11 protein-coding genes are annotated in these 13,658 nt (G+C 41.3%); 5 read left to right on the top strand and 6 right to left on the bottom strand.

Annotation, left to right across the window (positions count from 1 at the left end; translation table 11 throughout):
• Positions 1 to 100: 100 nt before the first annotated feature.
• Together gndA and ACH11B_RS23010 are read right to left on the bottom strand one after the other, a co-directional pair.
• Positions 101 to 1,516 carry an NADP-dependent phosphogluconate dehydrogenase gene (gndA, locus tag ACH11B_RS23015; protein ID WP_289551718.1) on the bottom strand — a complete coding sequence of 472 codons (1,416 nt, stop codon included), beginning with the start codon at positions 1,514 to 1,516 and terminating at the stop codon, positions 101 to 103.
• A 43-nt stretch (positions 1,517 to 1,559) separates the two neighbouring features.
• Positions 1,560 to 2,030 carry an RpiB/LacA/LacB family sugar-phosphate isomerase gene (locus ACH11B_RS23010; RefSeq protein ID WP_013667511.1) on the bottom strand — a complete coding sequence of 157 codons (471 nt, stop codon included), beginning with the start codon at positions 2,028 to 2,030 and terminating at the stop codon, positions 1,560 to 1,562.
• Positions 2,031 to 2,301: 271 nt separating this feature from the next.
• Between ACH11B_RS23010 and map the strand changes: the two genes are divergently transcribed.
• The 3 genes from map (at position 2,302) to ACH11B_RS22995 (ending at position 8,889) form a co-directional block, all read left to right on the top strand.
• A complete protein-coding gene (map, locus tag ACH11B_RS23005) occupies positions 2,302 to 3,066 on the top strand; it encodes a type I methionyl aminopeptidase (protein ID WP_013667510.1) in 765 nt (254 codons plus the stop codon).
• A 33-nt stretch (positions 3,067 to 3,099) separates the two neighbouring features.
• A complete protein-coding gene (locus ACH11B_RS23000; protein WP_377610531.1) occupies positions 3,100 to 7,770 on the top strand; it encodes a DUF3320 domain-containing protein in 4,671 nt (1,556 codons plus the stop codon).
• A gap of 72 nt (positions 7,771 to 7,842) precedes the next feature.
• Complete coding sequence (locus ACH11B_RS22995) at positions 7,843 to 8,889, top strand: bifunctional transcriptional activator/DNA repair enzyme AdaA (RefSeq protein WP_377610529.1); 1,047 nt, start codon at positions 7,843 to 7,845, stop codon at positions 8,887 to 8,889.
• Here ACH11B_RS22995 and ACH11B_RS22990 read toward each other — a convergent pair.
• Both ACH11B_RS22990 and ACH11B_RS22985 read right to left on the bottom strand, forming a co-directional pair.
• Positions 8,875 to 9,984 (bottom strand): adenylate/guanylate cyclase domain-containing protein, encoded by a 1,110-nt coding sequence (locus ACH11B_RS22990; RefSeq protein ID WP_130855361.1) that lies wholly within the window; start codon positions 9,982 to 9,984, stop codon positions 8,875 to 8,877. The two genes, ACH11B_RS22995 and ACH11B_RS22990, sit on opposite strands and share 15 nt — an antisense overlap.
• Positions 9,985 to 10,116: 132 nt before the next feature.
• A complete protein-coding gene (locus tag ACH11B_RS22985; protein ID WP_013667506.1) occupies positions 10,117 to 10,326 on the bottom strand; it encodes a hypothetical protein in 210 nt (69 codons plus the stop codon).
• Between the two features lie 451 nt (positions 10,327 to 10,777).
• Between ACH11B_RS22985 and ACH11B_RS22980 the strand changes: the two genes are divergently transcribed.
• Entirely contained in the window at positions 10,778 to 12,115 is a 1,338-nt protein-coding gene (locus ACH11B_RS22980) for a sigma-54 dependent transcriptional regulator (RefSeq protein ID WP_130855362.1), read from the top strand.
• A 6-nt stretch (positions 12,116 to 12,121) separates the two neighbouring features.
• Here the strand turns inward: ACH11B_RS22980 and ACH11B_RS22975 are convergent, their stop codons facing one another.
• Both ACH11B_RS22975 and ACH11B_RS22970 read right to left on the bottom strand, forming a co-directional pair.
• Positions 12,122 to 12,301, bottom strand: coding sequence for a hypothetical protein (locus ACH11B_RS22975; protein WP_130855363.1), 180 nt, complete (start codon positions 12,299 to 12,301; stop codon positions 12,122 to 12,124).
• Between the two features lie 79 nt (positions 12,302 to 12,380).
• Positions 12,381 to 12,746 carry a DMT family protein gene (locus tag ACH11B_RS22970; RefSeq protein ID WP_041388553.1) on the bottom strand — a complete coding sequence of 122 codons (366 nt, stop codon included), beginning with the start codon at positions 12,744 to 12,746 and terminating at the stop codon, positions 12,381 to 12,383.
• Positions 12,747 to 12,826: 80 nt separating this feature from the next.
• Between ACH11B_RS22970 and ACH11B_RS22965 the strand changes: the two genes are divergently transcribed.
• Entirely contained in the window at positions 12,827 to 13,651 is an 825-nt protein-coding gene (locus ACH11B_RS22965) for a helix-turn-helix domain-containing protein (protein ID WP_377610527.1), read from the top strand.
• Positions 13,652 to 13,658: the final 7 nt, after the last annotated feature.

The raw sequence follows: 13,658 nt of genomic DNA, 5'->3' as shown, positions 1-13,658 counted from the left end.
GTTCTTTTCTTTTTTGTTTTCTGTCGAACTAGTAATTATGGCAGATCTCTTTTAGATGGTTTAAAACATATAAAAAATGGATACTGCTATAATTAACCTCTTAGTCCCATTGTGTATGAAATGTACCTGGCTTGTCGGTGCGTTCGTAAAGATGAGCACCAAAGTAGTCGCGTTGCGCCTGAATCAGATTCGTCGGAAGCGTAGCGCTTCTGTAAGCATCGAAATAGGCTAAAGACGACATAAAAGCCGGAACCGGAATGCCTTTGTCAACTGCTTCCTTCACAATCGCTCGTAAATCAGCCTGTCTATCTACTAGTTTACGACCGATTTCTTGGTCTAACAAAATATTAGGTAGCGAAGCCGTACGTTTGTAAGCTTGACGAAAATCTTCTAGACACAGGGCCCTAATAATACAACCGCCGCGCCATATTTTGGCAACCTCTTCTAGGTTTAAACCATAATCATATGTTTTGGAGGCTACATGGAGTTGCGCCAGGCCTTGTGCATAAATGGTAATCATAGCAAAATAAAATGCATTCTTTACTTTTTCTTGCAGGGCCGACTTTTCATTGGCGTCAATAGAGCCAACCGTATAATCCCAGGTAAGTTGCTCGGCCGCCTGTATACGTTCTTCTTTATAAATGGATATGTCACGCATATTCACAGCCACGTCGATGGATGGGATGGGGACTTGTAGATCCATCGCATTTTGTGAGGTCCATTTTCCTGTACCTTTGGCGCGTGCACGATCGGAGATCAGATTAATCAATCGCTGGCCGGTTTCATCATCATATTTTTTCAAGACTTCACCTGTTATCTCAATTAAGAATGACTGAAGTTCGCCTTGATTCCATTCTTCGAAAGTCTGCTGGAGGGTTTCATCATCAAAAGCGTATCCTCTTTTTAGTAAATCGTACGTTTCGGCAATGAGCTGCATGATGCCGTATTCTATACCATTATGCACCATTTTAACATAATTACCTGCCGAACCATTGCCGAGATAAGCCACACAAGGTTCGCCATCTACTTTAGCGGCAATTGCTTCGAATATTGGGCGAAGACGCTCGTAGGCTTTTTTATCGCCACCCGGCATCATACTAGGACCGAAACGCGCACCTTTTTCGCCACCGGAAATTCCCATACCGAAGAAATGTATTTTTTTTTCTGCAAGGCTGGCAACCCGCCTGTCCGTATCCGGAAAATAGGTGTTTCCGCCATCGATGACGATGTCGCCTTCTTCGAGATAGGGAAGAAGCGTTTCAATCGCGGCGTCTACCGGATTGCCCGCAGGAACAAGTAGCATAATAGCACGCGGGCGTTTAATGAGTTTAACAAATTCCTCAGGAGCGGTAGTGCCTTTTACACGCTGCCCTGTATCCGCTTCGCTTTCCAATGAATTGGCTTTTGCCGCATCTAAGTCTAACCCCGCCACGGCAAATTGATGGTCAGCCATATTGAGTAGTAGGTTTCTGCCCATAACACCTAGGCCTACAATGCCAAAATCGAATGATTCCATATAGTATAATTTTATTATTGAGTCTTCTGAATCTGTTTTTGTGCTAATCTATATTTTTAAACGTTGCAAACTGTTGTTCTAATGCAATTATTTTATCAAGGCGACGTTGGAAGCGTTCCTCTCCAATATACCGGGCCTTTAAAAAAGTTTCTACCAGTTCCCATATCAGTTGGGGCCCGATTACTCTTCCCCCTAGACAGAGCAGGTTCATATCATCATGTTCTACACCTTGGTGTGCAGAATAAGTCTCGGTTACAAGCGCCGCTCGCACCCCGGGAATTTTATTGGCAGCAACCGATACACCTACGCCGCTTCCGCAGATGGCAATACCTCTTGTTACCTCGCCCTTTGCCAAAGCGAGGCCCAACGGCTTAATAACATCCGGATAATCATCTGTGGCATTGTAACTAGTAGCACCATAATCGGTCACATCAAAACCTTTTTCACTTAGTTGTTTAAGCAGTTGCTGCTTCTGCTCGAAGCCCGCATGATCTGCAGCTAGACCTATTTTCATTTTCAAGTAATTTATTGTTAAGTCATTAATGAGTATACTTGTTTTGTTTCACTTATCGTTTCAAGCGATTGAGCCCTTCCTCAGCTAAATTCCAACTAATATTCAATAATTCTGTATTTTTTAAGCAATTTTTACGATTAAAAATTCAATGGCGCCGCGTCGAATGACTGAACGATGAGGCACACGATTGTATATGAGCGGTAAATTCTCTAAGTTTGTTAACAAGAGAACAAGGCTTTTAGCTTTAATTAGAATGACTTAAATAAATAATATGTCAATAAGTAAAGAATCAGAATTGGTTGGAATGATGAAGATAGGCAAGATCGTCGCAACGACATTGAAGGCAATGCAGACCTATGCTAAGCCTGGGATGACGACGAAGGAATTAGATGACTTTGGCGCTGAGATCTTGCAAACATACGGTGCAAGGTCAGCTCCTGCACTGAGCTATGGTTTCCCTGGGTGCACCTGTATTAGTGTCAACAACGAAGTCGCTCATGGTATCCCTTCTGCGGAACGCGTACTTCAGGAAGGGGATTTAGTGAACATTGATGTATCGGCTGAATTGAATGGGTTTTGGGCAGACAATGGAAGCTCTTTTATATTGGGAAAGGATATTCATAAAAAAATGCATTTGATACATACTTCCAAGCGTATTCTGCAAATGGCAATTAATCGTATTAGAGGTGGTGTCCGGATTGCTGATATTGGCGAAGTAATGGAGAGAGAGGCAAAGAAGGAGGGTTATAAAGTTATAAAGAATTTAGCTGGACATGGCATCGGGAAGAGCCTACACGAAGAACCGGATAATATCCTAAACTATAAAGATCGCTTTGATAGAAGAAGATTTAAGAAAAATTCGGTGGTAGCCATCGAAACTTTTATAGCTACTGATTCTACCCTCGCCGTTGAACAGCCGGACGGATGGACTTTAGTTGGCAATAAAGGTGGCTATGCCGTACAACATGAACATACCATTGTCGTTACAGATGGAAAACCATTGATTCTAACAGCCGAAAATGGTGTTTGGGATTAATCGCCTTATCCCACGTCTGAAATAAAAGATGTTATGAATGAAACTGTCTTAGCCCGCCTCGAATCTGCCCGTAAAGAACTTTTAGATTTAGGATTACGCAACCCGTTACTAAACTATCGGGTGTCGAAAAGTAGGGGTTTACATATTATTCACGAAAAAAGTACCGCTATATATGAAGTGTTAGTAAGGCAAGGAAAAGCCTTGAGCTTTATTGGCCTATCCGAAAAGGAAGCCCGAAATAATGGTTTGTCTCTACCGGCTGAATTACATGCGGAAGTACCGGAAAATGCCTACTTAGATACAAAGCTGCAAACAGACGAACTGGTTAGTCGCTTACAAACCAAATTATTAAATACTTTTTATTACGCTCGTACCTGTATCGAGGAACAGGGTGTAAACACGCTTTATCTAGCACTCGGTATGCTTCATTGGACCGAAAGTAATCAATCCGATGAAGTTCGTCATGCGCCCTTGGTTTTAATACCCGTATCACTCGAGCGATCCAGTGCCCAAGAACGTTTTCGATTACGGTATTCAGGAGGTGAGGTTGGTGCAAATTTATCGTTACAGGCGAAAATGCTGTCTGATTTTCATGTTGTAATTCCGGATATGGGGGATATCGAAGACTTTGGTATGGATGCCTATTTCGATGTCGTTGAAAAATCTATTCGCAGTCAGGCCAATTGGAAGATAGATCGAGACCATATTGAGCTTGGATTTTTCTCATTTGGGAAATTTATGATCTACCATGATCTCGACAGCGATCAATGGCCACCGGAAAATAAGCCTGCTGATCAACCGCTTTTACAGGCACTGTTTACGGACGGTTTTAAGGAGTCTGCGCCGACAGCCAATGAGGAACATGACTTGGATAAGTATCCGGAAGCGGCCAAGATTTTTCATGTGATGGATGCTGATAGCTCGCAATTGCTCGCCCTGCTTGCTGTTAATGAAGGAAAGAATATGATAATTCAGGGGCCTCCCGGAACCGGTAAATCGCAAACCATCACCAATATGATCGCTAATGCAATCGGACAGGGTAAGAAGGTCTTGTTTGTAGCGGAGAAGCTAGCAGCTTTGGAAGTGGTGAAGAGGAGATTGGATATGATCAATCTTGGTGATGCCTGTATTGAGTTGCATAGTCATAAAAGCAATAAAAAAGAGCTACATGAGGAGTTGCGGCGTACAATGGATTTAGGACGACCTGCTCTTGCCCACTTAGAGCGAGAGGTCAGCCTGCTCAGCGAATATAAAGATGAGCTCAACGCATACTGTCAAGCTATTAATACCTTTGTTGAAAAGAGTGAGTTGACGCCGCACAAAGTTATTGGGCATCTAATGGCTATACAGGATGCCATCGGTAACCTCAAGTTGCCGAAAATACCATTGGATGATTTGCAAAGTTGGGATGCGGAACGCATGCGAAAGGCCGAAGCCTTTGCTGAACGCGTTCAGGCAAGTTTGCGGGAGATTGGTATACCGGCGGAATTACTGTTTTGGGGCAGTGGCCTAGAGGTTTTGTTACCACATGAACATGACGAAATCCGCGCGTTGCTGCAGGGAAGTAAGAAAGCGAGTGAAGATCTCCTGTATCAAGGGCAGCGCTTAGGTGAAGATATGAAGGTCCTAAGAGCTCCAAAAAATACGGATGACATCCGTTTGCTCATTGCTCTTTTTGATATTGTAGGTAAAGCGCCCCAATTGGACAATGTAGACGTATTATCAAAAAAATGGATCACCGAGCAGGAAGACATCCGCGAATTTATAGAGGCCGGCGAAAGGCTATCAGCAATTTATCGACAATATGAGTCGGTATTATTACCTGAAGCTTGGGAGCAAGAAGTTTTAGCGATCAGACAGTGTTTGATGAGCCATGGAAGGAAATGGTATCGCTTTTTGATCAGTGACTACAGAAAAAGTACGAAACAGCTTGCTGTCATCTGTCGGACAACACTTCCCGACGACATAAACACACGATTAAATTACGTCAATGCGATACTGGAAGTAAAACGCTTAAGAAAGAGTTTATTGGAATATCAGGACTTAGCAGAGAAGCTTTTTGGAACAACTTGGAAACGAGAGAAATCAGATTTCGTTACCATGACACGCATTGCTGCTTTTTTATCACAAGTACATCAAGACGTGTTAGAAGAAAAGTACCCTGCTTGTTTGCTTTCTTATTTAAATCGCTACAATGAACCGTCAGTTGCTCAAAATAACGTAAAGGTTCTAACAGATTTATTGGAACAGCAGCATAGAAAGTCGCGGGAAGTTTTGGAACGACTTGCCTATGATGACCAAAAAAAGTTTGAGAAGGGCTTATTGGCCGAAGATTTTTCCATTCAGTTGGATCTTTTAAATAGATGGAATAACAACTTCGTTGAGATCAACGATGCAATTGCGTGGAATAATTTAACGCAACAAGCAGAAGAACTCGACTTGAAGCGGATTACGGTTGTTGCTCAATTTTGGCCGGAGGCAAAGGATCATCTTAAAACAGCACTACAAAAAACTTGGTACGAGTTGCTTATTGAACAGGTCATGTTCAATGAACCTGCCTTGCGAAAGTTTGAAAAAAACAGTCATGAAGAAACTTTATCGAAGTTCATGAAGCTCGACTTGCTGAATCAACAATACCATAGGGCCTTGGTAGCCTTAAAACATTGGGAAGATATTCCAAGGCAGGAGGCCGGTGGGCAAGTAAATGTCTTACGAACCGAGTTCAATAAAAAGGCGCGGCATATGCCTATTAGGCGGCTTATGCAAGAAGCTGGACTGGCAATCCAAGCGATTAAACCCGTGTTCATGATGAGTCCGCTTTCGATTGCTAATTTTTTACCGCCGTCAAGTGTAGATTTTGATTTGGTAATTTTTGACGAGGCGAGCCAAGTGCGTCCTGTTGAAGCTATAGGAGCTATTCTGCGTGCAAAACAGTTAGTAGTAGTAGGAGACAGTAAGCAACTGCCACCGACAAGTTTCTTTGACACAATGAACAATGATTTGGAAGAAGAGGAGAATATTACGGCAGATGTGCAAAGTATATTAGGATTATGTGAAGGGCAGGGAGCATCCCAGTCGATGCTACGTTGGCACTATCGAAGTCGACATGAAGCACTTATCGGTTTGTCGAACCGAGAGTTCTACGAAAACAAATTAGTGGTTTTTCCGAGTCCCGGCTCAGCGTTTCATATGGGCCTAAAATATCATTATTTAGAGAATGCCTTATATGATCGAGGAAAAACCCGTACCAATCCGCTGGAGGCAGAAGCCGTGGCCGACGCGGTTATGTCGCATGCCGCAGAACATGCTCATCTTACTTTGGGCGTCGTTGCATTCAGTTCAACACAAATGCAGGCTATCCAGCTGGCTTTGGAAATCAGGAGGCGTAAGCAGCCTGAAATGGAAGGTTTTTTTAAAAGTCACTCCAACGAGCCCTTTTTTATAAAAAACCTTGAGAATGTTCAAGGAGATGAACGGGATGTGATTTTTATCAGTGTGGGTTATGGTCGCAGTGAAGATGACAAATTGTTGATGAATTTTGGACCGCTTAATAACGATGGGGGCGAACGGCGACTGAATGTGTTAATCACACGCGCCAAGATGAGATGTGAGGTGTTTACCAATATTACAGCGGAGGATATTGATTTAAATCGATCGAATAAAAGAGGAATCTACACGCTCAAGCGCTTTTTACACTTTGCGCAACATGGAGATTTCTTAGCAAAGGACGAGTCCGAACTTGTAGCAAAAACTCCTTTTGAAGACCTCGTAAAAAGCAGTTTGGAAGAAAAGGGATATCATGTAAGAAAAAACGTTGGTACAGCTGGGTTTTATCTGGATTTGGCGGTGATTGACTCAAAATATCCGGATCGTTATATTCTTGGAATTCAATGTGATGGCGAGAACTACGCGAAGGCAAGATCAGCACGCGATCGGGATCGCTTGCGGGAACAGGTATTAACCAATATGGGTTGGAACCTATACCGCGTGTGGAGCGTTAGCTGGTACAGAAATCCAGCTAGAGAATTGCAGGCTTTGCTGGAAGCTATTGAAGAAGCTCAAGGAAAGTCCCTGATGGAAGATGTTTCCGAAGCCACGTATAGAGAAGAGTTTACTGACCTAATGCGTGAAGAGCTGGTTGAACCGAGTTCCGCATCTTTTGAGCTCTACGAAATCGCAGAATTACCGAAGATGTCATCGAGTCTTAACCTACATCAGCATCCTCTTGAAGAGATTGTTGAATGGGTAGAATATATAGTGAAAATTGAAGGACCGATTCACTTTGAAGAGATGGCTAGACGTATTGTAAATGCCGTTGGCGTTTCAAAATTAGGAGCACGCATGCGAGACACTTTAACGATAGCTAGTCATTTAGCGGAAAAGAAAAGAACCATCCGGCGCGTAGGTGATTTTTTGTGGAGAGGCAAGCAAAATGAGCCGCCGATAAGAGATCGGACTAATTTGCCTGCAACATCAAAAAAGATTCAATATATCGCACCCGAGGAGATAGCATTTGCTGTTTTGCAAATAATTGACCGTTCCATTGCTATTGTACCGGAAGCACTCTTCCCGCTTGTTAGCAGAGCGCTGGGCTTCGGTAGATTGACAGAAGAAGTACGAAATGAAGTTGCGCGTGCAATCGAGCTACTTGTTGAGCAAGGAAAAGTAAAAAGCGAAGGCGATCTATTGAAGCTGATCTCCTAAAAATACTTGTTAAGTTTTCGGTTGTGCCTATGTTGTCGATTGAGCTATTTTTGATCTATTAAATACAGTATTATGCAATTAACAATAGATCTAATGTATGAAGCTGCCGTAAACAAAGATTCCTCTTTTGAAGGGATCTTTTTCACGGCCGTAAAGACGACCGGTATTTTTTGTCGCCCCACTTGTACTGCACGGAAACCAAAGAAAGAAAACGTTGAATTTTTTAAAACCGCAAAAGAGGCCATAATGAAGGGGTATCGGCCTTGCAAAGTGTGTCATCCCTTAGAAAAATATAATATGACACCTGATGGCATAAGGAATATCCTGAATCAACTTGCTGAAAATCCCACTAGGAAATTCAGAGACAGTGATTTGTTGCAAATGGGTGTTGAACCCAGTACGATGAGACGCTGGTTTTTAAAAAACCATGGTATGACTTTTCAGGCATATCAAAGAATGTTTCGCATCAACCATGCTTTCAAGCGTATTCAAAGAGGTGAATCTATTACAGCAACGGCCTTTGATGTGGGATACGAATCGTTGAGCGGGTTTGGAGATTCATTTAAATCAATTTTCGGGGTATCTCCCAAGCAATCAAAGGAGCAACGAGTAATTGATTTGAAACGTCTGGAAACACCACTCGGAACCATGGTTGCCTGTGCTGTTACGGAGGGAATTTGCTTGTTGGAGTTTACGGATAGAAAGATGCTTGAAACGGAATTTAAAGCACTTTCTAAAAGGCTAAATGCAACTATCATGCAAGGTGATAACTTGCATATCAGACAGTTGGAAATTGAATTGGCCGAATATTTTGCCGGCCAGCGAAAACAGTTTACGGTCCCGCTTTTTACACCAGGCACAAATTTCCAAAATCTAGTTTGGAACACCCTTCAACGTATACCCTATGGTCAAACCATCTCTTATAAGGAGCAGGCGAAAATGATGGAAAAGGAAGCTTCTATTAGAGCTGTTGCAAACGCAAATGGTATGAATAGGGTATCCATCTTGATTCCCTGCCATCGGGTGATCGGATCAGATGGACAGCTAACGGGCTATGGAGGTGGCATCTGGCGAAAAAGAGCTTTACTCGAACTGGAAAATGAATTAGCTGCCAGCTGAATCGATCGAGTTGGGTAAAAGTGCGAGAATAGCTACTTCTCGTTCTTTTCCCCGTAATCGTATGCTACCCAACAGTTTGCTGCTGTATTCCTTGGCGCTATTCAACAGAGATAGTAAATCGGCACTGATGATTACTTCTTCCTTAAATTCTCCGCACTTCCCCAATATACGAGAAGTCGTGTTCAACACGTCACCTGAGTAGGTGATATCTCTTTTAACAACACCTATTTCACCCGCGATAACATTACCCGAATGAATACCCGCTTTAAAGGTTGGCACCAAACCATACAATTGTTCGTACCTGTCTTTCTTATCTTCAATAGTCATCTTTATATCGAAAAAGCAACGAAGGCAGTGAGACTTTTCCAAGCCATCCTTGTAGCTCCATGCTACTACTACTTCATCTCCAACATATTGATAGATATTTCCCTTGTTTTCAAGAATTGGGTTGGTAATATCAGCAAAAAAATCTTTAAGAAGCGAATGGTACCGTTCGTTACCTAACCGCTCTGCTATGGTGGTGGATGCATTTAAATCCAGAAACATAAAAATGCGCTTTTCAGCCTTGGGCGTATTGTATTTGCCTGTCAAAATATGGAGAAATGTTTCATGTCCGAATTTACTGCTCACCTGTAGAAGAAACTGGGTGAGCGCGACAATGAAGGCCCAAACCAAGCCATTCTTTAGTGGATAACTATCTGTCATGAACGAAACAACCGCCTGTCGCGTGGCGGGATCGGATAGTGGCCTTTTCAATTGATAGGGTACGATTGTTAGACCCATAACAAGTGTAATGATACCGACGATAAGCACAAAACATATAATCACAATTAAAATGGTATAACCATAAGGTTTATCTCTGAACTTTTCGTTGATGTAAAAAACGAGTATACTGCCACCCAATAGCGCACCAATGAGACCCGCTCCTATATTCCTAAGTACGGAAATAAAGAAGGAATAATTGGCCGTCGTACCTAGCGATACTTGGGTATGCAACACTAAATGATCATATATAGCTATTATAAAGCCAATGAACATCCATATAATAATGATGAGTCCTAATTGTCTCAGTTTTAGAAATGTTCCCCTTTTCATTCGTTCTGTTGTGTGTGTCGTTGTTCCAAGATCTGTGTATTAGCTAAATGCATGAGCATTTAGTCGAAAATAAGACATTTTTAGCTTTTGTTTGCTTCAAAAAACAGAGAAAAGAAAGAGGTTGGGTTTTATTCATAATCGAGCAGCGAAATTCAGTATTTCACTCAGCGATTTTACTGTCCATTGATAAAGGTGAAGGTCATTCAACTCCAGTTCTTTTGTTAGGTAGTCTTCTGTAACGATGTAGCGATCGCCCAAAGGAATGTAAGGAACGTTGCCAATATTGTTGTTTTGGATCTCGATATTCAGAAGAATGCTTAAAGTTTGTAAATTGTTACACATATGTTTTAGTTCTGTAGGCTAAGTTGTTCACAAGTTACATAATGTGTCTTAATATTTACTTCGCACATCTTTACAATAAAGATACATAGTTGCCTCACCGCAAGTGTGTTAATGAATTGGATCAAGATTCGCGTTCTTCTTTTTACAAGACGCTAGGTTTATGGGAACAATTGCGCTGCGTTCTCTTTTTTTTTCACGATTTTTGTATAATAAGTGAACATTTTTATGCTGACAATGCCCGTTAATGTCTTGTCAATCCTATATAAAAATGATTTCTCTCAATCCCGAATAGATTTCCCGACGATCGCATCACATGTGCCGATAAAGCAGCGAACTACTATGTTAATCGAATATTCTTATGGATGTTGGGGAATGGTCCAATTTTCTCTAAGTTTGTTCGATAGGATAACTGACAATCCCATTTGTCCGTATCCAATTAAATTGTTCGAAAGTGAAGCATGTATTATTAATTGACGACGAGGAAAAGCTCCGCCAGCTTACGGCTCGCATTATTGCGTTGGAAGGTTTTGAAGTTGTACAAGCAGATAGTTTAAAAAGCGCTCGAAAAAAACTCATAAGTGAAGAGTTTGATGTAGTGATTTGCGATGTCAAATTGCCGGATGGTAATGGGGTGGAGTTTATAGAAAGTATCAAAGAAAAGCAGCCCTTTGCTGAAATTATTTTATTAACAGCCTATGGGAATATTGCGGACGGTGTACAATCTATAAAAAATGGTGCATTTGATTATATCACTAAGGGAGATGATAACAATAAGATTATACCCCTGTTACATCGTGCATTTGAAAAAGCTCAGCTTGCAAAAAGAGTACAGCAGCTGGAAAAGCAGGTCGCAAAGAAATATAATTTTGATAGTATTATTGGGAGATCGCCTGCCATTATAGATGCTATTAATTGGGGTAAAAAAGTAGCTCAGGGAGATACAACTGTTTTGCTATTAGGCGAGACAGGAACAGGCAAGGAAGTGTTTGCACAAGCAATCCATCAAGCCAGTAATCGAAATAAGAGAAACTTCGTGGCTCTAAACTGCGCTGCTTTTGGAAGAGAATTGTTAGAAAGCGAACTTTTTGGTCATAAAGCGGGTTCGTTTACAGGTGCATTGAAAGATAAAAAGGGATTATTTGAGGAAGCAAACGGCGGGACGTTATTTTTAGATGAAATAGGAGAGATGGCTGTTGACTTACAGGCTAAATTGTTAAGAGTTTTAGAAATGGGAGAATTTTTAAAAATTGGAGAAACAGAGCCGACAAAAGTAGACGTCCGTATTGTTGCCGCTACGAATAGACAGTTGGAAGACGAGATTGAAAAAGGGACTTTCAGAAGTGATCTTTATTATCGACTTTCGGTATTTACTATTTTTTTACCGCCACTCAGAGAAAGGAAGCAGGATATCGCTTTGCTTGCCAATAATTTTGCTGAAGTTTTTGCCCTGAAAACGAATAAACGAATCGTCAAATTAAGCCACACTTACCTGCAGGCTTTGGAACATTATCCATGGAAAGGAAATATTCGGGAACTAAAAAATGTTATCGAACGCAGCGTCATCCTGGATGAAAGCGGGGTATTGAATGTTGATAGCTTACCGTACGAAGTTCGTCATCCCGAATTGCAGCATACAACGGTATCTTCGAATTTTTCGCTTGAAAGCATGGAGAAGCTGCATATTCAAAAAGTATTGGCTTTTACACACGGAAATAAAGCGGAAGCTGCTCGTTTACTCGATATTGGTATTGCGACATTATACAGAAAGATTGAACAATACAAGATCTAACAGGCCTTATGCTTGTTTTAGTGGGATAACCATATTCCAAGATTTTTCCAAGTCGTAAGATCTGCTGCCGGCACCGGTTGCAGCAAATAGATGTTTGGATAGTGCATGGATGCCGCCGCCTTCCTCCCCGCAAATATGTCCAAAACGACCTTTAGTAAAGGATCGTCTGGATAGTACGTTCCTCATTTATTCCAACAAATAAAATGTGATAAGAGTCTGAATATAATTCAGGGTTCTAATAGCATTTAAAACTAAGCATAAATTATTACTTTTTGAAAATAAAGTAAACGGCTAGTACAAGAAATACAAAACCGATAAAATGATTGCCGGTAAAATGGATATTCTTGAATGCAATAACGGAGAATAACATGAATATGACCAAGGTGATCACCTCTTGTAATACTTTTAGTTGTACCAAAGAGAACGGACCTCCATTTTGTTCAAAACCGATCCGATTAGCCGGTACTTGAAAGCAGTACTCGAAAAACGCTAAACCCCAGCTGACTAAAATGATAAGCCACCATGCCGTGTTGCCTTCCGACTTGGCGAAAAATTTTAGATGACCATACCAGGCAACATTCATAAAGGCGTTTGAAAGCACAAGCAAGCCAATTGTAGTAAATACTTTCATATATTGTTTATTATATGCTAGAAAAATACGCATATTTACTCGTATTTGTTGTTCCAATTTTTTAATTGATCATTTCTTAAATGACTGAAAGACTTGATTATATCAGTGAGCGGATAGAAGTGTCGGAAAAATTCCAACCCGTTTTTAGCCATTTTTACTATGCCGCTAACATAGGCAGCGAATCCCTTACAAAAACACTGTTACCCAATTATCAGACAGTGCTTGTCTTTTGTTTTGGCGGAGAAGTATCGTTATCGGTGGGTGAAGCCGTTGCACGCTTTATAAATACTTGTCTTGTCTTAGGCCCTATAAAAAGAGCCTTTGATTATACCTTGGCTCCGGGCACTGAACTATTGGTCATAAATTTCAAAGGCGATGCTTTTTATCGTTTTTTTGGAAGAGCACTAATCGATCATTTTTTTATGCATCCGGATGATTTATTAACGGATAGTTGCTTCGCGGAACTGATGTTGAAACTCCAGGCAAAATCCAATGAGGAACGGATCCGGTACTTACTGGCGTTTTGTGAACCCTATCTTCGTATAAATGACCAGGATGTTGCCCACATGTTGACTTTTCACGAAACACATACCTGGCTCAATCCTATTCAAGAGATAGCTAGAGAAACCAGGCAAACTGAGCGGAACTTGCAGTTAAAACATAAGAAAATCTTAGGCTATAGCGCCAAAGAGTTGAATCGTTATTATCGTTTTCTTAAAGCGATTCAATGGCTGGAACAACAACTAAAGAGGAAGGGAAAAATTAATTGGTTTGAACTGATAGAACACTGTTCTTACTACGATCAGAGCCAGTTAATACACGATTTTAAACACTTCACGCAATTGACTCCGAAGCAATATCTGTCTCTTCAGCATCAACTATGTAACCCCAATTCAGTTGATTAAATTGATG

Origin of the sequence: Olivibacter sp. EAT-5 (assembly GCF_044784325.1) — a bacterium.
In the GTDB taxonomy this organism is placed as follows: Bacteria; Bacteroidota; Bacteroidia; order Sphingobacteriales; family Sphingobacteriaceae; genus Olivibacter; species Olivibacter oleidegradans.
Note: the sequence above shows the minus strand (reverse complement) of the source record. Positions and strands in the feature narration are given on the sequence as shown.

Coding starts and splice junctions, on each gene's coding strand:
- gndA (WP_289551718.1), bottom strand. CDS start 1,516: ATGGAATCATTCGATTTTGGCATTGTAGGCCTAGGTGTTATGGGCAGA.
- ACH11B_RS23010 (WP_013667511.1), bottom strand. CDS start 2,030: ATGAAAATAGGTCTAGCTGCAGATCATGCGGGCTTCGAGCAGAAGCAG.
- map (WP_013667510.1), top strand. CDS start 2,302: ATGTCAATAAGTAAAGAATCAGAATTGGTTGGAATGATGAAGATAGGC.
- ACH11B_RS23000 (WP_377610531.1), top strand. CDS start 3,100: ATGAATGAAACTGTCTTAGCCCGCCTCGAATCTGCCCGTAAAGAACTT.
- ACH11B_RS22995 (WP_377610529.1), top strand. CDS start 7,843: ATGCAATTAACAATAGATCTAATGTATGAAGCTGCCGTAAACAAAGAT.
- ACH11B_RS22990 (WP_130855361.1), bottom strand. CDS start 9,984: ATGAAAAGGGGAACATTTCTAAAACTGAGACAATTAGGACTCATCATT.
- ACH11B_RS22985 (WP_013667506.1), bottom strand. CDS start 10,326: ATGTGTAACAATTTACAAACTTTAAGCATTCTTCTGAATATCGAGATC.
- ACH11B_RS22975 (WP_130855363.1), bottom strand. CDS start 12,301: ATGAGGAACGTACTATCCAGACGATCCTTTACTAAAGGTCGTTTTGGA.
- ACH11B_RS22970 (WP_041388553.1), bottom strand. CDS start 12,746: ATGAAAGTATTTACTACAATTGGCTTGCTTGTGCTTTCAAACGCCTTT.
- ACH11B_RS22965 (WP_377610527.1), top strand. CDS start 12,827: ATGACTGAAAGACTTGATTATATCAGTGAGCGGATAGAAGTGTCGGAA.